A 20,633-nucleotide genomic window follows, 5' to 3' on the forward strand; every position below is an offset into this window, starting at 1 on the left:
GACAATGCTGACTTTCCCGATCGCCGATGTGCGCAAGGTCATCGCACGGGGTATCGCCGACGCCCTTGCCAATGGCGGCTTCAGCGATCCGCATCTCGGCCTGTCTGAACAGGACAATCGCAAACCCGGACTTTGGCTGGTTGGCGACCATGGGGTGTATTTGTGCTCGAACGGCAAACTGGCCGAAGGTCAGAAGCCTCTCGTCTCCTATGCCGAGGAGTGCAATCCGCACGTCAACGTCGACTGGTGGGATGTCAAACGCGCCACCTTCGGCGGCGACGACGGCGTGGACTTCCTCAGTGCGACCTCTCTGGAAGCGCTGTTTGCCGGCACGCCTGACGGCACGCATCTGCGCATCGCCTTCATGACGGAGTCGATGCAGCTCTTCCTCGTCCGCAAGGACTGATCCGCTTCGCCGCAAGGCGCAGCGCAATTTCACCAGTTCCAACTGACCGCGCCATCCACCCTGTCGCCACTCCGGCGGGAGGATGACGCGCGCCTTCAACACAGGAGACAATTCCAATGGCGCATGACGATCCCTTCACGCTCGATATATTTGGCAGCACTGCGCTGTCCTCCGGTCTAGGTCTCGGCGTCACTGCCTTTTCCGGCGACTTCGATCCGGATGGCGATCCAGATCCCGACTCCTATCCAACCACACCCGCACCGGCCAAAGCCGTTGCGGGTGTCGCTCAATCTTCGAAGCCATGGACGGAAACTCAGCGTCGAGACGCTGTGAACTTCCACCTTGCCGGCAGCCGTGGTCTGGCGAAGGCCTGGAAGAAACGTGCGCGCGACAGCATCGCCGCGATCCGGCTTGCCGCCGATATCGAGGCCGAAGAACGGCCAGCCACACGCGATGAGCAGGAGCGGTTGATCCGCTTTACTGGCTTCGGCGCCTCGGACCTTGCCAATGCCGTATTCCGCCGGCCCGGTGCGGACGCGTTCCGTGATGGTTGGGATGCGATCGGCGCGGAGCTGGAAGATGCCGTCTCCACCACAGAATACGCCTCACTCTCGCGCTGCACGCAGTATGCGCATTTCACGCCGGAATTCATTATACGGGCGATCTGGTCGGGCTTGCAGCGCCTCGGCTGGCGCGGGGGCAGGGTGCTCGAGCCAGGTATTGGCACCGGCCTGTTTCCGGCATTGATGCCGGAGGAACTGCGCGATCATGTTCATGTCACCGGCGTCGAGCTCGATCCTGTTACGGCCCGCATCAGCCGGCTCTTGCAGCCAGGCGCGAAGCTCCTCAATGCCGACTTCGCTCGTACCGCACTGCCGGCGCATTTCGATCTGGCTATAGGCAATCCGCCATTCTCGGATCGTAGAGTACGTTCCGACCGCGCCTATCGATCGATGGCACTTCGGCTCCACGACTACTTCATCGCGCGCTCGGTCGATCTTTTGAAGCCCGGCGGGCTCGCAGCCTTCGTCACCAGTTCTGGCACGATGGACAAGACGGATTGTTTGGCGCGCGAGCATATCGCGAAGTCGGCCAATCTCATCGCGGCGTTCCGCCTGCCCGAAGGCAGTTTCCGTACCGATGCCGGCACCGATGTCGTCGTCGACATTCTCTTTTTCCGGAAGAGAATGCCCGACGAGCCGGAAGGCGATGTGATGTGGCTTGACATCGATGAGGTCCGGCCTGCGAACGGCGACGAAGGCGCCCTTCGTGTGAATCGCTGGTTCGCCCGCCATCCCGACTTCGTACTCGGCGAACACGCTATGGTCTCAGGGCCCTATGGTGAGGCCTATACCTGCCATCCCCAAGCGGGTGTCGATCTGGAACAGGCGCTCGCCGACGCGATGCTCCTTCTTCCGAAAGCCATCTACGACGGAGAACCGGCAAGAATTGATCCTGGTGCCGAGCACGAGGCAGATGCTCTCGATGCCAACGCCGAAGGCGTCAGTGCGCGCGAAGGCAGTTTCTTTATCGCGAGAAACACTGCACTCATGCAGATGGTAGACGGCTCGCCGGTCACGATCACGGTGCGGAAGGGCAGATCCAGCGACGGTGTGCCGGAAAAGTACGCCCGCATCATCCGCAAGCTAATCCCGATCCGCGACGCGGTACGCGAGGTCCTCAAGGCTCAGGAGCTCGACAAGCCCTGGAAGCCGGCGCAGGTCAAGCTGCGCATCGCCTGGTCGAATTTCGTGCGTGAGTTCGGTCCCATCAACTTCACCACGGTTTCCGTGTCGGAGGACCAGGAGACGGGCGAGGTCCGTGAGGCGCATCGCCGGCCGAACCTGCAGCCGTTCCTCGACGATCCCGACTGCTGGCTGGTCGCCTCGATCGAGGACTACGATCTCGAAACCAATACCGCCCGGCCAGGACCAATCTTTACCGAGCGCGTGATTGCCCCACCCTCGGCGCCGATCATCACCTCCGCCGCCGATGCGCTGGCTGTGGTGCTCAACGAGCGCGGTCATGTGGACATTGATCACATCGCGGAGCTCTTGCATGCCGACGCCGATGCCGTCATCGCCGAACTGGGCGAGGCGATTTTCCGCGATCCGGCCACCGGCGCTTGGCAGACGTCGGACGCTTATCTCTCCGGCCAGGTGCGTGACAAGCTCAAAGCCGCCGAAGCCGCCGCTGTACTCGATCCTGATTTCGGGCGCAACGTCCGCGCACTGGTCGACGTCCAGCCTGCCGATCTTGGGCCTTCCGATATCACTGCGCGGCTCGGCGCACCGTGGATTTGCGCCGCTGATGTCGTTGCCTTCGTCAAGGAGACCATGGGCGCGGAGATTAAAATCAACCACATGCCCGAACTCGCCTCGTGGACGGTGCAAGCCCGGCAGCTTGGCTGGATGGCGGCCGGCACATCAGAATGGGGCACCGAACGTCGACATGCCGGCGAACTTATTGCCGATGCGCTCAACAGCCGGGTGCCGCAGATCTTCGACGTCATCAAGGAAGGCGATAGCGAACGCCGCGTCCTCAATGTGGTCGACACCGAGGCGGCCAAGGAGAAGCTCGCAAAGATCAAGACCGCCTTCCAGACCTGGATCTGGTCCGATCCGGATCGGACTGACCGGCTGGCTCGGGTCTACAATGACCGTTTCAACAACATTGCCCCTCGAAAGTTCAACGGGGATCATCTGCAGCTACCGGGCGCCTCTGGAGCCTTTTCTCTCTATGGGCATCAGAAGCGCGGCATCTGGCGCATCATCTCGGCCGGCTCTACCTACCTCGCTCACGCCGTTGGCGCCGGCAAGACCATGACCATGGCGGCCGCCGTCATGGAGCAGAAGCGGCTCGGGCTGATCGCCAAGGCTATGATGGTGGTTCCCGGCCATTGCCTCGCGCAGGCTGCGCGTGAATTCCTGGCGCTCTATCCGACGGCGAGAATCCTGGTCGCCGACGAGACCAATTTTACCAAGGACAAGCGCCATCGGTTCCTCAGTCGGGCGGCCACGGCGGCCTGGGACGCGATAATCATCACCCATTCCGCTTTCCGCTTCATCAATGTGCCCTCGGCTTTCGAGCAGCAGATGATCCAGGACGAGCTGGAGCTCTACGAGACCTTGCTTACGAAGGTCGAAAGCGATGACCGCGTCTCGCGCAAGCGCCTCGAGCGGCTGAAGGAGGGCCTGCAGGAGCGGCTGGAGGGGCTCGCAACCCGTAAGGACGACTTGCTGACGATTTCCGAGCTCGGCATCGACCAGATCATCGTCGACGAGGCGCAGGAGTTCAGGAAGCTCTCGTTTGCGACCAATATGTCGACGCTGAAGGGTATCGATCCGAACGGCTCGCAGCGCGCCTGGGACCTTTATGTCAAATCTCGCTTCGTGGAGACGAAGAACGCGGGAAGGGCCCTCGTGCTGGCGTCGGGGACGCCCATTACCAATACGCTAGGTGAGATGTTCTCGGTTCAGCGTTATCTGGGATTCGAGGCTCTGCATCAGCGCGGGCTGCACGAGTTCGACGCCTGGGCCTCGACCTTCGGCGACGTGACCACGGAACTGGAGCTTCAGCCTAACGGCAAATACAAGCCGGTGACGCGCTTCGCCACCTTCGTCAACGTCCCCGAGCTGATCGCCATGTTCCGCTCCTTCGCGGACGTGGTCATGCCCGAGGACCTGCGCGCCTACGTCAAGATTCCTGCTCTTTCAACCGGGGCGCGGCAGATCAGGACGTCCAGGCCTTCTGCCGCCTTCAAGCGCTACCAGACCATCCTCGATGCCCGCATCAAGGCGATCGAGCAGCGTGAGGGGCCGCCGCAGCCCGGTGATGACATCCTTCTTTCGGTCATCACCGATGGCCGCCATGCCGCGATCGACCTGCGACTGGTCGACCCCGACAATGACAATGAGCATGATAACAAGCTCAACGACCTCGTCGGCAATGCCTATCGCATCTGGCAGGAGACGGCTGACGGAACCTACGTCCGCCCCGACGGCAAGCCGTTCGACCTGACCGGCGCCGCACAGATGATCTTTTCAGATCTGGGAACGATCAGCGTGGAGAAGACACGCGGTTTTTCCGCCTATCGCTGGATCCGCGACGAACTCATACGGATGGGCGTACCTGCTTCCGAAATCGCCTTCATGCAGGATTTCAAGAAGTCAGAGGCCAAGCAGCGCCTGTTCGGCGATGTCCGCGCCGGCAAGGTGCGCTTCCTCATTGGCTCGTCGGACACGATGGGCACCGGAGTCAACGCCCAGCTCCGTCTTAAAGCCCTGCACCATCTCGATGTGCCGTGGCTGCCGTCGCAGATCGAGCAGCGCGAGGGCCGGATCATGCGGCAGGGCAATCAGCATGATGTCATCGACATCTTCGCCTACGCCACCGAAGGTTCGATGGATGCGCAGATGTGGCAGAACAACGAGCGCAAGGCCCGGTTCATCGCTGCCGCACTCTCGGGCGACACCTCGATCCGCCGGCTGGAGGACATGGGCGAGGGGCAGGCCAACCAGTTCGCCATGGCGAAGGCCATTGCCAGCGGCGACGCACGCCTGATGCAGAAGGCAGGGCTCGAGGCCGACATTGCCCGGCTCGAACGCCTTCGTGCCGCTCATCAGGACGACCAATTCGCCATCCGCCGCCAAATTCGCGATGCTGAGCGCGATATCGAATATTCAACTCGCCGCGTTAGTGAAATCGACCACGATATCGAGCGGCTGATCCCAACTCTCGGCGATGACTTTCGGATGCGTGTTGGCGACGAGACCTTCGCCGAGCGCAAACTTTCCGGTCGGGCGCTGATGAAAGAAATCCTGACCTTGGTACAGCGTCAACACGAGGGCGATGTCGTATTGGCGGCGATAGGCGGATTTGACCTCGAATATTCTGGTGAGCGGTTTGGCAAAGATGGGTATCGCTACACGACAATCCTGATGCGCACCGGCGCCGACTACGAGATCGAACTGCCGGTAACCACCACTCCGCTCGGGGCCGTCGCCCGCCTTGAACATGCTCTATCCGGTTTCGAACAAGAGCAGGAGCGCTACCGCCAGCGTCTCGGTGATGCGAAGCGGCGCCTGGCTTCTTATCAGAGCCGCCGAGGTGAAGAATTTACCTTTGCATCTGATCTTGCCGACAAGCGTCGCCAACTCGCAGATGTCGAGGCGGCACTCTCCGCAGACTTGACCGAACCCCCTGCTGTCAACGAGGCTGCGTGAACACGTCTATAAAGCTCACGCGCTACTAGCCTCACCGGCTGCTGTTGCTCAAAGGTCCAGAGATCGCGGTTTGTGCAGCAGCAGACAGTCCGCACATGGCGCTGTGGGCGGCTTTCATCATGTCATCGCCCAAAGCGTCAGCCAGTTGTGAGCGTGCACGCTCCCAGATTGGCATGGCTTCTTCCATCAATGTGTAGCCCGGATGAGTGAGGTCCAGCCGCTTGCCCGCTCGACCTCTCCCTCCACCACTGTACACCAATCCACTGTGCTCGAGAGTTCTCACCGCTCTGCTGAGGGTCGTCGCGTCGACGCCTGCGCGCGTCGCCAACTCCACAAGTGTCGGCTTTGTACTGCCCGCAATGCCCACTAACAGGCTGAATTGCTCTGCGGTGATTCCCAGAGGCTGGAATGCGGCATTGTAATAACGCGTTAGCGATCTTGCGGTCGCTCGAGCCTGAAATGCCGGGCAATCGGCTTCAACACGTCGGTAGAAATCTGCAGCAGCGTTCATTTTGGGTTACATGCCCCTCGATTCATGAAATACTGCATATACAGTATTTATCAGGAGAGTGCGATGCCAGCATATGTTCACGTCAACCTTCGTATCAAAGACGCCCAGCGGCAAGCAGCCCTGGCTCCGCGCTTTCAGGCGGCGCTGCAGGCAGCTGGTGGACGAATTGTCCACTTTGGACCAGTGGTAGAGTTGCTGGAAGGGGACATCGAGCCCCTGCCTGTAGCCGGCATATTCGAGTTCGCAACTCTCGCTGATGCCATGGCTTTTTATCGGTCGTCCGAATATGCGCCAATCAAAGTCGAGCGCGATGCGGCTCAGGAGGCGCGTATGTTTGTTGTCGATGCGACCTGAGATACATCGGCATTGGACAACGCACGATCCTTCATAATTGCGCGAATGGGTGAGATCGCCAACCAGCAACATTGAGTGGCCCAGTGACATCGAGATGATTGCTGACCGGTCCGCGGCAATGGGTCAGCGCATACCCGCGTTTCAGGCGTGCGTTTCTTCCGGATTGCTATAAACTCTTTGACACCGAGGGGAGCCCTGCAAGGGGCTGAGATACTGCTGGTGAAGACAGCGCAGTGACCCTTTGAACCTGATCCGGATAATGCCGGCGAAGGGACAGGTCTGATCGGCTCTATCCTTTGCCGGCCTCATTATGGAGGCCAAAATGCCCTTATCTTCGCCGTTAAAGCCAAACGATCCAACTATCGCTGGCAGACCCGTGGCTGCAACAATCGCGGTTGTTGTCCGAGAAGGGAGCGTTCTGCTCGTCAAGCGAGCAAACATGCCTGACGAAGGCAAATGGGGTTTCCCGGGAGGAAAAATAGAAGCCGGCGAGGGGATTAACGAGGCAGCCGTGCGGGAGCTTTTCGAAGAAACTCGCGTGGTGGCGAAGCCCCATCGCGTCTTCACAGCAGTTGATGCATTTGATCACGACGAGCAAGGCAGGCTTCGTAATCACTACATTCTCATTGCAGTCCTCTGCGAATGGGAGACGGGAACACCCGTCGCTGGTGATGATGCACTCGAGGCCCGGTGGTTTCCACTCGACGGGTTGGAACATGCGGATGTTGCGTTGAGCATGGACGTCGCGTCGGTCGCTCGATCCGGTGCCGATCTTGCTTTGCAGGAGTTGGGCGCATGATCGCAAATGTCCTCACGATTGCCGGAACAGATACTTCTGGCGGGGCGGGAATTCAGGCGGACATCAAGACCTTCTCGGCACTTGGCGCTTACGCGGCTTCCGCAATCACCGCAGTGGTCGCGCAAAACACGCAAGGCGTGCGGTCGTTTGTGGCGCTTGAGCCTGACTTCGTGGCTGATCAGATCGATGCAGTTTTTGACGACGTGCGGATCGATGCCGTCAAGATCGGCATGGTGGCGAATGCAGGAATCGCAGAAGCAATAGCCGACAGATTGCATTACCATCGCGCTCGGAAGATCGTTCTTGATCCTGTCATGGTTGCTAAAAGCGGCCACCATCTCCTTGATGACGACGCCGTCGCTTCTATTCGCGAGGTGCTAATACCGCTCGCGACAGTGATCACGCCAAATCTGCCAGAAGCGGCGGTCTTGCTCAATATCGGACCTTCCTGGTCGATCCATGAAATGAAGGCCCGGGTTAAGGACCTCTCACAGCTGGGGTCGCAATGGGTCCTTCTCAAAGGTGGTCATCTCGAAGGATGTGACCAGAGCATCGATCTGCTCCACGATGGTGTCCAAACCATTGAGCTGGCGGCACCGCGTATCGCTACGAAGAACGATCATGGAACCGGCTGCACACTTTCAGCAGCGATCGCAGCACTTTTGCCGTCAAATGGCGTAGAAGAGAGTGTACGTCGCGCGAAAAGCTACATGCATGGCGCTCTATCTGCGAGTGGAGAATTGGATGTTGGTCATGGCCACGGACCGCTTCACCACTTCTACGATCTTTGGCGTGAGCAACGTGATTGATTACCCTCGCTGAAGCCCCTGACCGTGATCTGCCTGCCGGGCCCGGCTATGTGCTCGCCATGACTAACCTGAGTTGTTCACCCGAGCCCAAATGGCTTCCGTCGGGCGCCCAGGCATCCATGCGCTCCAGAAGCCATCCATCTGCTGCGCACGCTTGTGTGCGCGCGCTCAAAAGGAGCCAGGGCGAAGACGTCTTTCCCAACCCGCTGCCTGGGGTCACCGAAAATGCGAGCGTGGGTATTGGAGTAGGCAAATTGAGGACGGCTCCGTAAGACGGAGCTAAGGCATCCATCAAAACAACCAGCCGCGCCTCGTCCGGCGGAACGTCGTCATCGACCAAGCGCAGCCATGCAATAAGCTCAGCTTCGGGGCCGCCGCTGAACGGCCTGGCACTACCGACGGGTCTGATTTCGGTACGACTTGCAAAAGGTACGAATTCGCGGGGAACATTGAAAATGGGGCACCGCTCCGGCGCGGGAACCTCAGGCATGGACGGCGCTATCTGCGTTAGTTCCCGAGGACTTGAGGTGGCAGCTATCCCACTGACAGCAATGCTAACCCCAGCGTCGTTGACCGCGTTTGCTTGTAGCCATGCTGCCGTTTTACCCTCGCTGGAGTTGGAGGCTTCCAATTTGAACGGGTCACGTACAGCACGTCTGAATTTGCCAGATACCTGCTTGAGGGTTCGGCCTTGTTCTTTTGTCTGGTGCAGCATGGCTGTCGTGACAAGGCCCAGCATCAAGCCTCCATGCACGCCCCCAAACCCCCACCACGAGCGATCAAGATCGATCACAGTTCCAGGCGTGGAGGCTCTAAACACGTCGGCAATCGCTGCATCGCTACCAAAGCTTCTGGTTTCAACACTCACGGCATCGTTTCCCACGGCTAACGCCTCTATGGTCGGAATATGAAATGAAACACTGTGCGGATTGGAACCGTCGACTAGAAATAGGAGGGTCGATCCGGGTCGAAAATCGGCGGATAGTCATTGTCATCGAGCGCGTCGAGAAAATCATCCAGACCGGTCTCTCTGATAAAGCTGTACTCGCCGTCCGAGATGAGGTTCACCGTCAGGATCTCGACTTGCTCTTCCTCAATTCTGAGGTTCTCCGCAACCGCCTGGTCTGGCTCGATAACGGGCGTGAGGAAGAGGAACGTTTTGAAGGAGCAGATTGACAATGGAGGCGTCGGCATTGGTATCCGGTGTCCGAACCCAAGCCATGTGTCATCGATGAAAGGGTATTTCGCAAGCCACCTGAGATTTCCAATGATCTCATCACTTGGCTCACGCACATACCACATCAATTCCGCTCTCCGCCGGACTGCTTCACCAACATCCGACGGAAGGGTCATGGCACGGTCGCTCATACCACTGGTGAGCAGAACGTAGCCTTCATCCTCTGACTCGATCGGCGAGAAATCTCGACCGAACGCTAATATCTCGACCCCGTCTTCCTTCGGGAAGACGATGTCGGGCTCATCGAGTTCTTCAATGTAAACGTTTCGCCGGTGCACGAATGGGTCGTCTACCGACGATGTGGCGTTACCTGCGAACATATTCCTTAGTTTCGAGAACAATGACTCCTACCTCCGTATCTGACGATCGCCAGATCACCAGAACTTCCAGAACGGTTTCTTTTTCGCGGGCTCCGGTTCTGGCACCCGTGATCTGAGGAACGCCAAGTACTTTGGGTCCTCACTTTCGAAGATTTCTGCGCCCTCCAGTCCATAGGCCCGCAGCAGTTCGTCAGTCGCTCGGTCCAGGTTGCCAACCTCATACTGGCACTGCCCCAACCGAAGGTGCAGGAAGGGATTTCCGACTGCATCGGGAAAATGCATAGCGTTGCTGAGATTGTCGCGTCCGGCAACGAAATCACCCTTGAGGAAATTCGCATCCCCAATCGCGGTCAAAAGCCACGTACCCGCCTCCCATTGGGTTTTGGGTTCCGGCAGCAGATCGAAAGCTCCCCAGTACTTTGAGAGGGCGGCATCGAACTGATCGGATGCAGCGAGAGCATCTCCCGCTGCGCTCAGATCTTTGATGCTCTCGTGAATTGCTTCCAGCAGTTCCAATTTTATTCCTCCGCTGAACCTCTCGAGTTCAAACATTCATCTGCAAACCGACTAAGGCCAGACTAAAGCGGTGTGGCTCGAGGTTCTACTCACTGGTCAGTATAACAGCGTGTCTCTGAGCCAATCGTATGGAGAAAGAAAATAAGAGTGAGAAGCAAAAGGGGGGTGGTCGCAGATCGGCCGAACCGGTGACGCATGCGCTCAACCGCGCCGCTCGCGATCCCGGCCGCGTCGTCCTTCGCAGGGCTGTTAGCCCAGCTTGTCCTGCCGGGCAGGGATGCTCGGCCGCAGTTGCACCGGTCCGTCCGCTCCGCGGGCTGGGGGAGGTCTTCGGGAAGAAGACGAGAAAGGACGTCGCGATTGGCGGTGTCCGGCAACCCCGTAAGGAGCATTTCCATGGAACTGAAGTTTGTTGATCCGCGCGCGCTGAAGGCGAACCCCGACAAGGCGCGACGCTCCAGGTCCAACCCACAGGCCGACGCTTTGCTGCTCGCGACCATCCGCGCCGTCGGCATCGTGCAGCCGCCTGTCGTAGCCCCGGACGTCGGTGGTGGCAACGGCTTCGTCATTGATGCCGGTCATCGCCGCGTCAAGCAGGCCATCGCGGCCGGGCTTGAGGAGATCGCGGTGCTGGTGATCGAGCGGGCCGAGGATGGCGGCGCGATGCGCTCGCTGGCCGAAACGCTTGCGCATGAGCAGCTCAATCCCGTCGACCAATGGCGGGCGATCGAGCGTCTGGTTGCACTCGGCTGGACCGAGGAAGCAATCGCAGTCGCTCTGGCTCTGCCGGTTCGCCAGATCCGCAAGCTGCGTCTGCTCGCCAATGTCCTGCCAGCGATGCTGGATCAGATGGCGAAGGGCGATATGCCCAATGAAAGCCAGCTCCGCACCATCGCTTCCGCCTCGCTCGACGAGCAGAAGGAGGTCTGGAAGAAGCACAAGCCCTCCAAGGCTGACCCGCAGGTCTCCTGGTGGAGCGTGGCGCAGGGCCTGCAGAAGACCCGCATGTACGCCCGCGACGCGAGCTTTGACGACGAACTCGCTCAGGCCTACGGCATCGCCTGGGTCGAAGACCTGTTCGCGCCGGCCGATCAGGACAGCCGCTACACGACCGACGTCGAAGCATTCCTTGGCGCTCAGCAGGAGTGGATGACGCAGCACCTTCCCAAGAAGGGTGTTATCACCGAGGTCAACAACTGGGGCCAGCCGGAGCTGCCGAAGAAGGCCGAGCGCGTTTATGGCAAGCCCGGCAAGTCCGACCACACCGCCCTCTATCTCGATCGCGAGGGGAAGGTGCAGTCGGTCCACTTCCGCATGCCCGAGACGAAGAAGCCGAAAAAGGGCGAGGAGCCGCTTGGCGAGGGTGACGATGCTGCGATCGTCGTCAAGACGCGCCCCGATGTCACCCGCAAGGGCATCGAGATGATCGGCGATCTGCGAACCGATGCTCTGCACGAGGCGTTGTCGCGGGCGCCGATCGAGGACGGCACGCTGATGGCGTTGCTGGTCCTCGCCTTCGCCGGCCAAAACGTGACGGTGGCGTCGGGCGCGCGCGACATCTCGTATTACGGGGCGGCCGGCCTTGGAGAACATGCCGCCCGCCTGTTTGACCAGGAGGGCAAGCTCGACTTCGACATGGACACGCTGCGCATCGCGGTGCGGTCCCTGCTGATCGACGTGTTGTCCTGCCGGGAGAACCTGTCCGACAGCGGCATCCTCTCCCGCGTGGCCGGCGACGTGATCGGTGCGGACAACTTCCTGCCCAATATGGGTACGGAAGACTTCCTCTCTTGCTTGTCGCGGCCGGCGCTCGAAGCGTCGTGCGCCGATACGCCGGTCCTGCCGCGCCAGAAGGTCAAGGACACGCGCACGGCCCTGGTTGAACACTTCAAGGAGGGTCGCTTCATCCATCCGTCGGCGCAGTTCGGACCCGATCAGGCCAAGCTTGCGTCATGGCTGAAGAAGAACGAGCGCACGGGACAGCCTGAGGACGAAGGCACTCCGGAAGACCAGGACGAGTCTGACGGCGATGCCGTTGCCGAGTCCGAGCATGACTACCGCGAGGAGGATCCGGCTCCGCAGGACGACGACCTCACCGACGAACAGCGTGAAGCTTACAAGGTCGCCGCCGAATAGGGCGCCTCCGCTTCAACTCTTGCGAACGATCATCCCGCCGCCGGCACATCGCCGGCGGCGGTTCTGTTTCCACCATCAACACCATGGAGAAAACCATGTACGCCGAAATGATCTACGACCTCGTGCCCCTGGGCTCGACCCTGACGTATTCCGATGGCACGCCGCGACCGCCGGAGCGCCACCGCAAGAAGCTTGCCGCCTGGGAAAATCGAAATTCCGGCGGCCGCCTGATCCGAAGACAGGCCGAAGCTCGCATCGGCAACACGACGATCCCTGCGTCCATCACCCTACACGAGGGCGATTACGGCAGTCAGGGCACCATAGTCCTGCGTGTCCACCGGACGTTCTCGGTGAACAGCGACCTGAAGTTCGCGGTCGTCAGCCGCCCGGCCAGCGGCTCGGTTCTCGTTCTCGACCGCGATGGCGACGATGCCGAGCTTGTCCATCTTGCCGCCAATCGCGAGGCCGCCGAGGAATGGCTCAACCGCCATCGCTATCCGAACGCCGTCCTGCAGGAATTCTCAGCCGACGCGACTGCGGCGGATGCTGTGGAAGGGAGGGTCGCGGCATGAAAGCGCGCGCGTCTGAGCATGATGTCACCGAACCCCCCGCATTTCCGGGGGCTTGTTGTGGTCGAAGCGCAGATGGTATGCCCGTTGCCCTCGTCGGTGAACATGCCTTCGCCATGGCCCCCGCCCGCGACGGCCGGCATTACCTTGTCACCGGTTGGCGCATTCGCCGACCCATGGCGGAATGGAAGCGCGACGATTTCTATGGTCATAGCGGCGAACTCGCCGACGAGAACGCCTTCTGCGCTAGGGTTCTGGAGAATGTCGAGCATCAACGAGAGAAGGTCGCTCTTTGCCGGCGCGAGGAAATCTCTTGGGCGAGTACCCCTTGGGGTCCCTCGCAAGGTGTGACCGTTTATGCCGACGGTGTCGTCTTCCACTCGACAGCCGGCCATGGCGGATTTCTCCTTTCGGCCGATCGCAACCGCAAGGTCCATCCGGCGATCCGAGTCGTTGGCGCCGCCTATGAAGAGGATGAGGCATGGGCGATCGTCGCGTTCAGCTTCCCGCATTTGTTTACCGGTTTCGAGCGTCGTGCAGCCGAGAAGACCATGAAGGACAGCTTCCCGGGCGCCTGGGAAGCGATCACAGGCAACGTTCTTGGACCCGGTGAATCCTGGAAGAAGGATGAGCGTGCTTTCTTCGCGAAGCACAACGATGATTGGATCGTGGTATCGGCGATCGTCTGCGATCACCAACCCGGCTTTACCGAGGTCGTCGCTGTTCCCGGCGGCAGGCGTGGGCCAGGCGCCGAGGAGCGTCGCTTTCTCGTTCCTTGGGATGAATATCGCGTCGGTCGTTTCGGCTTCGTGATCGATCCGGAGCGCCACGCTGTCTATGGCGGGCCGTCAAGCTTTGTCGGTTGGCAGGGGAGACTTGGCCGATGACCGGGCCAGATCGCCCGGCGCAGCTCTTTCGCATGGAGGAAGCCCATCGGCAGACCCAGCGGCAACTGGACATGATCGACCGGCAGATCACACGGCGCATGACAGCGCTGATACCGCGATTGCACCCGCGCCAGAGTACCTATCGGCGCGGAAAGCCGCCCGACCCCGGCGCGTTTCTCGAACGGTATCGTGCAAACCTGGCCGCCGTCACCGCCGAGCATCAGCCGGAAATAGACGCTCTGTCGCGCAAGCTCGCATGGCAGGAAAGCGTTATCACGGCGTTGAGGGCTCAGCTTCAATTGCAGGAGCTGTGTGCCTGAAGCGTGCTGGCGCCCGCGCGTCAGCCAAACTTCGATCCGTAGCGGTCGTCACGGTCGCTTCCATGGCGACCAGGCGGCCCGAACAGGTAGGGGACGTCACTACGGAGCGGCAAGGACCAACGGATGGGATGGAGGCGCGGATTGATCGGGCGCTTATCGCTCTCGCATGCCGGTGGCGTTGACTATCCCCGGCCGGTCTTCCCGGCGGGTTTGCTGCGGTCTGAACCGGCGGCCGGTCCCTTCAAGGCCGCTATCGCGCCGCGGAGCGGCCGGAACCCGCCGATCTCGACAAGGCCGCCCCGCGTCCTGCGCAGGGGCCAGTGAAGAGCTGGCCCCCGCTTGTCCGCAAGCCGACCTCGCTCGCCTGGCAGGCTCCGAACCCTGAAGCGCCCAGCTTGCGCCGGTTCCTTTTGACCGCACCCGCAGGGAAGACCGGCCGGAGGCCGATCACCTGGAGGGCATCGCTAGAAAGGTAAGCTTCATGTCCAGTTCAACCCGCTCCACCAACTCCAAGGCCCGCGTCGTCGCGCTCCGCAAGGGCACGACCCTCGAAATGGTCCGGCTCTGCTGCCCGGATGGCAATCAGGCCTCCCTCATCTCCGAGAGCTTCGGCCTCCCTGTCCTCGACAGCGACGGCATCCGCGAGTTCCACCAGCGCAGCCTGATTGAAGGCGCCGACACCCTCTCCGAGGGACTTTCCGACAAGGCCATGCAGATCCACCTGCAACGGATCGTCGGCTCCTATGTCGGCTCCGCTTACGGGGCTGGCCAGTTCTACTCGAAGGCCGTTACCGAGGCAAAAGATGCCACGGCGAAGCTCGCCAACGACATCCGCGACGAGGACCTCGACGGTCCGGTCGGCTTCGACAGCAACGCCCAGCGCAAACGCGAGTTTGCTGCCGACATGGGTCTTCAGTCGCACGCCCTGCGCATGGCGGCCGAGGGTGCCATTGCTGCCTACGAGCACATCGTCGGCGAAAGCTGGAAGCCCTACGAGCGCCAGGTCGAGAACCCCGGCCAGAACGTCAGCCGGCAGGCTGCCGATCTCCAGATGGCGGCACTTGGCTGATCGCCAACGGGCGGAGCTTCGGCTCCGCCCGATTTCCCACCCAATCAGGCTGGTGTCCTTGTGGACGCCGGCCTCTTCGCATGTCTTCATGATCCAAACCTAACACCAGGAATAGACATTGTGGCCCGCGCCAGTCGCGGCCGTCACGAATGTTGGTCCTGCTCCGGTCCTCGTCCCGCGAAACGGCTGCGCCGTCCTTCACTGCGTTTCGGCCCATCCTGCGACATCTCTCTTTTTTCCGATTGCTCATCCGCGGGTTTGCGGACCTGCGGTCCTGCGCGTGCGGACCTCGTGACGGCCGCGACTGGCGCGGCCTCGAATGGAGGTTTTGGAAAATGAGCAGGAAAGAAAACAAACCCCGCGTCGATATCTACGCGAAAATCACCGACCGCATCGTCGCGGATCTGGAGAAGGGCGTGCGTCCTTGGGTCAAGCCCTGGAGTGCCGTGAATACGACAGGCCGGATCACCCGCCCGCTCCGGCATAACGGTCTCCCGTATCAGGGGATCAATACGCTGCTTCTCTGGTCGGAGGCTGTGGCGCGGGGTTTTGTCTCGCCAACCTGGATGACGTTCAAACAGAGCGTCGAGCTGGGGGGCCATGTCCGCAAGGGCGAGTCAGGCTCGATGGTGGTCTACGCCAGCCGCTTCACGCGTACCGAAACGGATGCGCGCGGCGAGGAGGTCGAGCGCGGCATTCCCTTCCTCAAGGCCTATACAGTGTTCTGCGCCGATCAGATCGAGGATCTGCCGGCGCAGTATTATGGCAATCCCGCACCTGTGGACGATCCGGTGGAGCGGGTCGAGCACGCAGATGCCTTCTTTGCCAATACCGGAGCGGTGATCCGGCACGGTGGCGACAAGGCCTTCTTCAATCCGGCGCTTGATATCGTGGAAATGCCGCCGTTCGAGAGCTTTCGCGATGCGCCTAGTTACTACGCAACCTTGGGACATGAGCTAACCCATTGGGTCGGCTCGGAAAAGCGGCTCGATCGCAACCTCTCCCGCTATCACAAGGATCGCTCCTTCAGGGCGCACGAGGAGCTCGTGGCCGATCTGGGCGGCTGCTTTTTGGCGGCGGATCTCGGCATCGTTCCCGAATTGGAGCCAAGGCCCGATCATGCGAGCTACCTGGCGAGTTGGCTTGAAATTCTCAAGAACGAGAAGCGCTTCATCTTCGCCGCGGCTGCCCATGCCCAGCGCGCTGTCAATTATCTGCACGAACTCCAGCCGGGCGCGGCACAGGTCGCGGAGGCCGCATGATGTTGCACGCTCCGAACACCACGGGGGAGGGCACCGAGCTTTCCCCGCTTCGCCTGCGCGCGCTTTCGCTTGGTGCCGGCGTGCAATCGACAACCCTCGCCCTGATGGCGGCCCACGGCGAGATCGGACCAATGCCCGATTGCGCTATTTTTGCAGACACCGGCTGGGAGCCGCAGGCCGTCTACGATCATCTGGCATGGCTCATGTCCCCCAATGTTTTGCCGTTCCCGGTCCATATCGTCTCGGCCGGTAATATTCGCGAGCAGCTGATTGCGGCCGGGCAAGGCAACCGCTGGGCCTCGATCCCCGCCTTCGCCAAGACCGTCACGCCGGCGGGTGCGGTCGTCCCTGTCTTCGACGAGGACGACGAAGGCGAGCTGATCGAAATCGCCACGCGCCAGACGACGACCGAGACGGTCTCGATCGGTATGATCCGCCGTCAATGCACGACTGACTATAAAATTGTCCCAATCCGTCGGAAAGTGCGTGAGCTCGCAGCGCTGACGCGCAAACGCTCACCTTCCTTTCCGGTGGTGGAATGCTGGATCGGCATCTCGACGGACGAGATTGTTCGCGCGAAGCCGAGCTTCGAAGCGTGGCAGATCAAGCGTTTCCCACTGATCGAAAAACGCATGAGCCGACGAGATTGCCTCGCCTGGCTGCGCCGCCACGACTATCCCGATCCGCCGAAAAGCGCATGTATCGGCTGCCCGTTTCACAGCAACGCCATGTGGCGATCGATGCGCGAACGCGACGCGGCGGCTTGGGAGGATGCCCTCGAGGTGGATCGGGCCCTTCGGACCGGACTGAGAGGTATTCGTGGTGAGGTTTACCTGCATCGATCATGCGTACCGCTTGAAGACGTTGATCTGTCAACCGCCGCCGACCATGGGCAGCTCGATCTATGGCCTAACGAGTGCGAGGGCATGTGCGGTGTATGAGGCCGGACTCGTTCCCGTGGCATTCGAGCCCTCACGCGCGACGAGCTCGACGCCATCTCATTCTATGCGATGAACAAAATGGGCAATATTCACCGTCTGACACAAGGCTGAGCCCAGGGCTTTCGCCATAAAGGTCGCGATGCCAATCTCGCCCCGGCCGACGAGTCCGGCAGACCCATCTCACAACGGTCCCCTGAAGCGAGACGCTTCCGGGTCACCCGTTCCCGCAAGGTCGATGGTTGTATCCACGGTCGGACACCAGGGCCTGCCTCCTCGTGCCCCCCGCCTGCACGGGCGCCTCTATCAGAGGCTGATCCCGTCTGAAACGCGAGCCGGATGCGCAGTTGCCGACCGCCTTCTTGGTATCGTGCGCCAGAGACGCAGCGTGATTTCGGAGCGCGAGTTAGCCTGACTGGAGTGTCGCGGAGTTAGCGTCCGGACTTCCGGGGGCAGCCCCGGTTTCATGACGGTTGAAGGATTATGGGTACGATTCCACTCGGGGGTTTGAGCCCGTGCGTAGGTTGTCTGGAAGTCGGGAGGGTCATTTGCGACCAATCGCCATGCCTCGGGGATGACGCCGACGATGGCAACGCCGGTCTTCATTCCCGTTTCCACAAAGGCCGCATCCACCTGCGTCCTCGATGTGACTGGTCTGACCGAAGGACGCTCCGCTTACGCGGGGCCTCGATCTTGTCCCGGCAACGGCCTTCAAGACTTTCTTCCCCTGACGGCTACGCCGCCATTCCTCGCGCATCAACAAAGTCTTTCCCGGCCGCCTTCCACCTCGTTCCAGCCCTGCGGGTGCCGGTCGATCGCCTCCGGTCCATCGACCGTCATCGAGGTCGCGATGGGCGCGGCCCGAACAAAATAGGAATGAGACACATGGCTACCATCGGCACCTTCGCTTCCACGGGCAACGGCTTCAGCGGTTCGATCAAGACCCTCAACCTCAACGTCAAGGCCAAGCTGGTCCGCATCGACAACCCCTCCGACAAGGGACCGCACTTCCGCATCTTCTCCGGCAATGTCGAACTCGGCGCAGCCTGGCAGAAGGTCTCCGCAGAAGGCCGCGACTACCTCTCGGTCAAGCTGGACGACCCGAGCTTCCCCGCTCCGATCTACGCCACCCTGATCGAGGTGGAAGGCGAAGAAGGTCTCCAGCTGATCTGGTCCCGCCCCAACCGGGACTGATCGCCCCCCGACAAAGGACCCCGCCGCACAGGCGGGGTTCGTCCTACGTCTGATGAAGCCGAAACCAGGCATCGAGCCAGGTCCCGGCTTTTTGGGCGCCAACCGTGTGTGGGGAAGTCTGCTCAGATCGTTCGAGGATGCCATGGCGACCCGAAGGCCCCAAGGTCTTCGTGGTACCCCCAAAATGCTCACGCATTTCGGCTCCCCCACTCGCCGGCTCCGCCGGTCGCTATGCGAACCTTGACCCCTCCGGCTCACCATGACCGCCGGTGACATCTTTCAAAAACGTCAAGGAGACGAAGATGTCGATAGATCAGGAAATCGAGGAATTGCGCGCTGAACTGCGGAACGCTGTTTATCTCAGCGAGCGCCGCGAGATCGAGGCCGCGCTGGAGCGCGCCCTTACCGAGCGCGAAACCATCTGGGCCGAGCAGGAGGCGATCATGCTGTAGGAGCCTCCTTTCTAGGAGGCTTTCGCCCTGAACAAAATCTCATAGGCCGGATAGACCGGCCTATGAGGTTCGCCGAGCTCGGCGACTATGCTGCTGGCCGCTAGTTTGCGGGCCGTACCCGCGCTCGCGTTTGTTGCGCAGCAGGGCCAGGAAGAGTTGCACCGCGTCTTCCTCCTTGTTGAAATGATGTTGCATGGCTTGGCCACGCGCGCCGATTCGCCCCCATCTGCGGGTCAGGCAGACGTCTCCAAACAGGGTCGCCTCGATCGACATGGCGTAGAAGCGTGCCATGTTCTTCGCGGGATCCGTTCGCTCGACGTAAAGCTGGTAGGGTTGCGCGATCATAAGGAGAGAATCGCGCTGTTCAGATCCGTGGTCCAACGACTTCTATGAATCGGTTTCCCACGGCCGATTCATTTTGGTGATGGATCAGCCAATCAGATCTGTCGTGATCCATTCCATCGATGAGCTGGCGATTCCTCGATCAACGTATCGCGGCGCCATAGCGCGCGGTGGACGTCCATATTGGAGTCTGTCAGGCGACTAGGAGAGATGCCTGTCCGATCCTACGATGCAAGGCCGCTGGCAAGGAAGATGTTGGGCGAGGCCCTGCGGGCACGGCTCTGCTCGCTGCGCTCATCGAACCCGCTACGCGGTTTCGCCCCATGCGGGCGACGAACCTCTCGCGATGCAGCGCTACGCCGATACCGTCGCGGGCTCTGAATTGTAAGTGGACGGAGGACCGCCACTTCCGTTCAACGGGGCAGATCGGGCATTGGGCCGTTAGCGATATCCCAAATCCACGACACCATCTCGCTCTCCGAGATTTGCCGGGAGAGGATCTCGCGATATGCGCTGTCTGCATCGTCGGGCACGATGTACATCGCAATGGGCTCCGCCTTATTCACGGTCAGCACGATACTCGCCATCGGCTGGGTCGACGGCAGATTGTACCGCAGGCCTTTCATGAAGATCGAGCCTCGCTTGATGAGCGCGTCAACCAGCATGCCTTCGTATTGGCTCTCGAACGGAATCCACTTTTCGCTGACCGTCATCAGCGCGATGGTCTCCACCGCTGCGATACCAGAAAGGCCGACGCCGAATGTCGCCGCAGCGATGAGATGCGAGTCCGGGCTCGCGTCCCACAGCGCAAGTTCTCGGGCGAACACCTTGGTCATACGGCGGTTGACGTCCTCAGCCAGCATGAACGGAAAGCGTGGCGCATGTTTGATGATCAGTCGTGAACCAGACCGGGCGGGCTGGATCTCCTTCACCTCTCCGATCAGAATCGCGAGCGAACGGCGATTGCCCTGTGACTGAACCGCTCTGCTCAGGAATGCCTGCCGGCGCTGAACGATTGCGTCGGCGCGCTCCGAGTCGAACATCTCCGGGATGTAGATCGTGTCCGACAGCGGCTTTCCCTTGGCGCTCGAACTCGCCGCTGCCTCGATCAGGAACTTGCGGACCACCGCCCAATTGCGGCGTCCGGCCATCGCCGGACGCCAGCGATTAAACTGTGCCCGGTCCCACAGGAAATGCAGCATCGCCTTCAACGACAATCGGGCACCGTCGGTCCTGACGTCGCCGGGATCAGCGTTGTCACCAATCGCGGGTGCAGTCCGTCCGCCG

The 20,633-nt window shown here is 60.9% G+C and carries 20 protein-coding genes and 1 riboswitch; of the genes, 14 read left to right on the forward strand and 6 right to left on the reverse strand.

The genetic code is table 11. The features are described 5' to 3' along the window. The first annotated feature begins 4 nt into the window (after positions 1 to 4). On the forward strand, positions 5 to 406 hold the full coding sequence (locus IE166_RS19885; protein WP_189507438.1) for a DUF3085 domain-containing protein: 402 nt from the start codon (positions 5 to 7) through the stop codon (positions 404 to 406). A 116-nt stretch (positions 407 to 522) separates the two neighbouring features. Beyond that, complete coding sequence (locus IE166_RS19890; protein ID WP_189507439.1) at positions 523 to 5,631, forward strand: Eco57I restriction-modification methylase domain-containing protein; 5,109 nt, start codon at positions 523 to 525, stop codon at positions 5,629 to 5,631. A 31-nt stretch (positions 5,632 to 5,662) separates the two neighbouring features. Here IE166_RS19890 and IE166_RS19895 read toward each other — a convergent pair whose 3' ends face one another. Then, positions 5,663 to 6,142, reverse strand: a complete 480-nt coding sequence (locus tag IE166_RS19895; RefSeq protein WP_189507447.1) for a MarR family winged helix-turn-helix transcriptional regulator — start codon at positions 6,140 to 6,142, stop codon at positions 5,663 to 5,665. 63 nt (positions 6,143 to 6,205) lie between these two features. On the opposite strand from IE166_RS19895, the gene IE166_RS19900 reads away from it, so the two are divergent. The 3 genes from IE166_RS19900 to thiD all read left to right on the forward strand — a co-directional run bounded on the left by IE166_RS19900 (position 6,206) and on the right by thiD (position 8,104). Continuing rightward, positions 6,206 to 6,496 (forward strand): DUF1330 domain-containing protein, encoded by a 291-nt coding sequence (locus tag IE166_RS19900; RefSeq protein WP_189507449.1) that lies wholly within the window; start codon positions 6,206 to 6,208, stop codon positions 6,494 to 6,496. A gap of 176 nt (positions 6,497 to 6,672) precedes the next feature. Continuing rightward, positions 6,673 to 6,788, forward strand: a riboswitch (TPP riboswitch). Between the two features lie 84 nt (positions 6,789 to 6,872). Further along, the gene (locus tag IE166_RS19905; RefSeq protein ID WP_244641625.1) at positions 6,873 to 7,295 is read left to right on the forward strand and encodes an NUDIX hydrolase; all 423 of its coding nucleotides are present in this window, start codon (positions 6,873 to 6,875) and stop codon (positions 7,293 to 7,295) included. Continuing rightward, a complete protein-coding gene (gene thiD, locus IE166_RS19910) occupies positions 7,292 to 8,104 on the forward strand; it encodes a bifunctional hydroxymethylpyrimidine kinase/phosphomethylpyrimidine kinase (RefSeq protein ID WP_189507453.1) in 813 nt (270 codons plus the stop codon). Before IE166_RS19905 ends, thiD begins: the two co-directional genes overlap by 4 nt. 46 nt (positions 8,105 to 8,150) lie before the next feature. On the opposite strand, the gene IE166_RS19915 is transcribed toward thiD, so the two are convergent. The 3 genes from IE166_RS19915 to IE166_RS19925 all read right to left on the reverse strand — a co-directional run bounded on the left by IE166_RS19915 (position 8,151) and on the right by IE166_RS19925 (position 10,177). Next, positions 8,151 to 8,972, reverse strand: coding sequence for an acyl-CoA thioesterase (locus IE166_RS19915; RefSeq protein WP_189507455.1), 822 nt, complete (start codon positions 8,970 to 8,972; stop codon positions 8,151 to 8,153). Positions 8,973 to 9,046: 74 nt separating this feature from the next. Beyond that, positions 9,047 to 9,661, reverse strand: a complete 615-nt coding sequence (locus IE166_RS19920) for a suppressor of fused domain protein (protein ID WP_189507457.1) — start codon at positions 9,659 to 9,661, stop codon at positions 9,047 to 9,049. A 54-nt stretch (positions 9,662 to 9,715) separates the two neighbouring features. Then, entirely contained in the window at positions 9,716 to 10,177 is a 462-nt protein-coding gene (locus IE166_RS19925; RefSeq protein ID WP_210313006.1) for a tetratricopeptide repeat protein, read from the reverse strand. A 396-nt stretch (positions 10,178 to 10,573) separates the two neighbouring features. Here IE166_RS19925 and IE166_RS19930 point away from each other — a divergent pair, with 396 nt between their 5' ends. The 9 genes from IE166_RS19930 to IE166_RS19970 all read left to right on the forward strand — a co-directional run bounded on the left by IE166_RS19930 (position 10,574) and on the right by IE166_RS19970 (position 19,004). After that, entirely contained in the window at positions 10,574 to 12,313 is a 1,740-nt protein-coding gene (locus IE166_RS19930; protein WP_189507461.1) for a ParB N-terminal domain-containing protein, read from the forward strand. Positions 12,314 to 12,408: 95 nt separating this feature from the next. Continuing rightward, positions 12,409 to 12,885, forward strand: a complete 477-nt coding sequence (locus IE166_RS19935; protein ID WP_189507463.1) for a hypothetical protein — start codon at positions 12,409 to 12,411, stop codon at positions 12,883 to 12,885. Then, positions 12,882 to 13,769, forward strand: coding sequence for a DUF7007 domain-containing protein (locus IE166_RS19940; RefSeq protein WP_189507465.1), 888 nt, complete (start codon positions 12,882 to 12,884; stop codon positions 13,767 to 13,769). Before IE166_RS19935 ends, IE166_RS19940 begins: the two co-directional genes overlap by 4 nt. Continuing rightward, complete coding sequence (locus tag IE166_RS19945; RefSeq protein ID WP_189507467.1) at positions 13,766 to 14,089, forward strand: hypothetical protein; 324 nt, start codon at positions 13,766 to 13,768, stop codon at positions 14,087 to 14,089. The genes IE166_RS19940 and IE166_RS19945 overlap by 4 nt, the downstream gene beginning before the upstream one ends. 481 nt (positions 14,090 to 14,570) lie before the next feature. Further along, positions 14,571 to 15,158 (forward strand): hypothetical protein, encoded by a 588-nt coding sequence (locus IE166_RS19950; protein WP_151652000.1) that lies wholly within the window; start codon positions 14,571 to 14,573, stop codon positions 15,156 to 15,158. Between the two features lie 335 nt (positions 15,159 to 15,493). After that, positions 15,494 to 16,420, forward strand: coding sequence for an ArdC family protein (locus IE166_RS19955; protein ID WP_189507505.1), 927 nt, complete (start codon positions 15,494 to 15,496; stop codon positions 16,418 to 16,420). After that, positions 16,420 to 17,361, forward strand: a complete 942-nt coding sequence (locus tag IE166_RS19960) for a hypothetical protein (protein WP_189507506.1) — start codon at positions 16,420 to 16,422, stop codon at positions 17,359 to 17,361. Before IE166_RS19955 ends, IE166_RS19960 begins: the two co-directional genes overlap by 1 nt. Before the next feature lie 882 nt (positions 17,362 to 18,243). Further along, positions 18,244 to 18,552: a DUF736 domain-containing protein gene (locus IE166_RS19965; protein ID WP_018431455.1), complete on the forward strand. Its 309-nt coding sequence runs from the start codon at positions 18,244 to 18,246 to the stop codon at positions 18,550 to 18,552. Positions 18,553 to 18,854: 302 nt separating this feature from the next. Continuing rightward, entirely contained in the window at positions 18,855 to 19,004 is a 150-nt protein-coding gene (locus IE166_RS19970) for a hypothetical protein (protein ID WP_189507469.1), read from the forward strand. 60 nt (positions 19,005 to 19,064) lie between these two features. On the opposite strand, the gene IE166_RS19975 is transcribed toward IE166_RS19970, so the two are convergent. Beyond that, the gene (locus IE166_RS19975; protein ID WP_189507471.1) at positions 19,065 to 19,349 is read right to left on the reverse strand and encodes a WGR domain-containing protein; all 285 of its coding nucleotides are present in this window, start codon (positions 19,347 to 19,349) and stop codon (positions 19,065 to 19,067) included. Between the two features lie 410 nt (positions 19,350 to 19,759). Continuing rightward, a partial coding sequence (locus IE166_RS19980; RefSeq protein ID WP_189507473.1) for a DUF1173 family protein occupies positions 19,760 to 20,633 on the reverse strand: 874 nt, incomplete at its 5' end.

The sequence above is a fragment of the Tianweitania populi genome (assembly GCF_014652875.1).
Classification (GTDB): domain Bacteria; phylum Pseudomonadota; class Alphaproteobacteria; order Rhizobiales; family Rhizobiaceae; genus Tianweitania; species Tianweitania populi.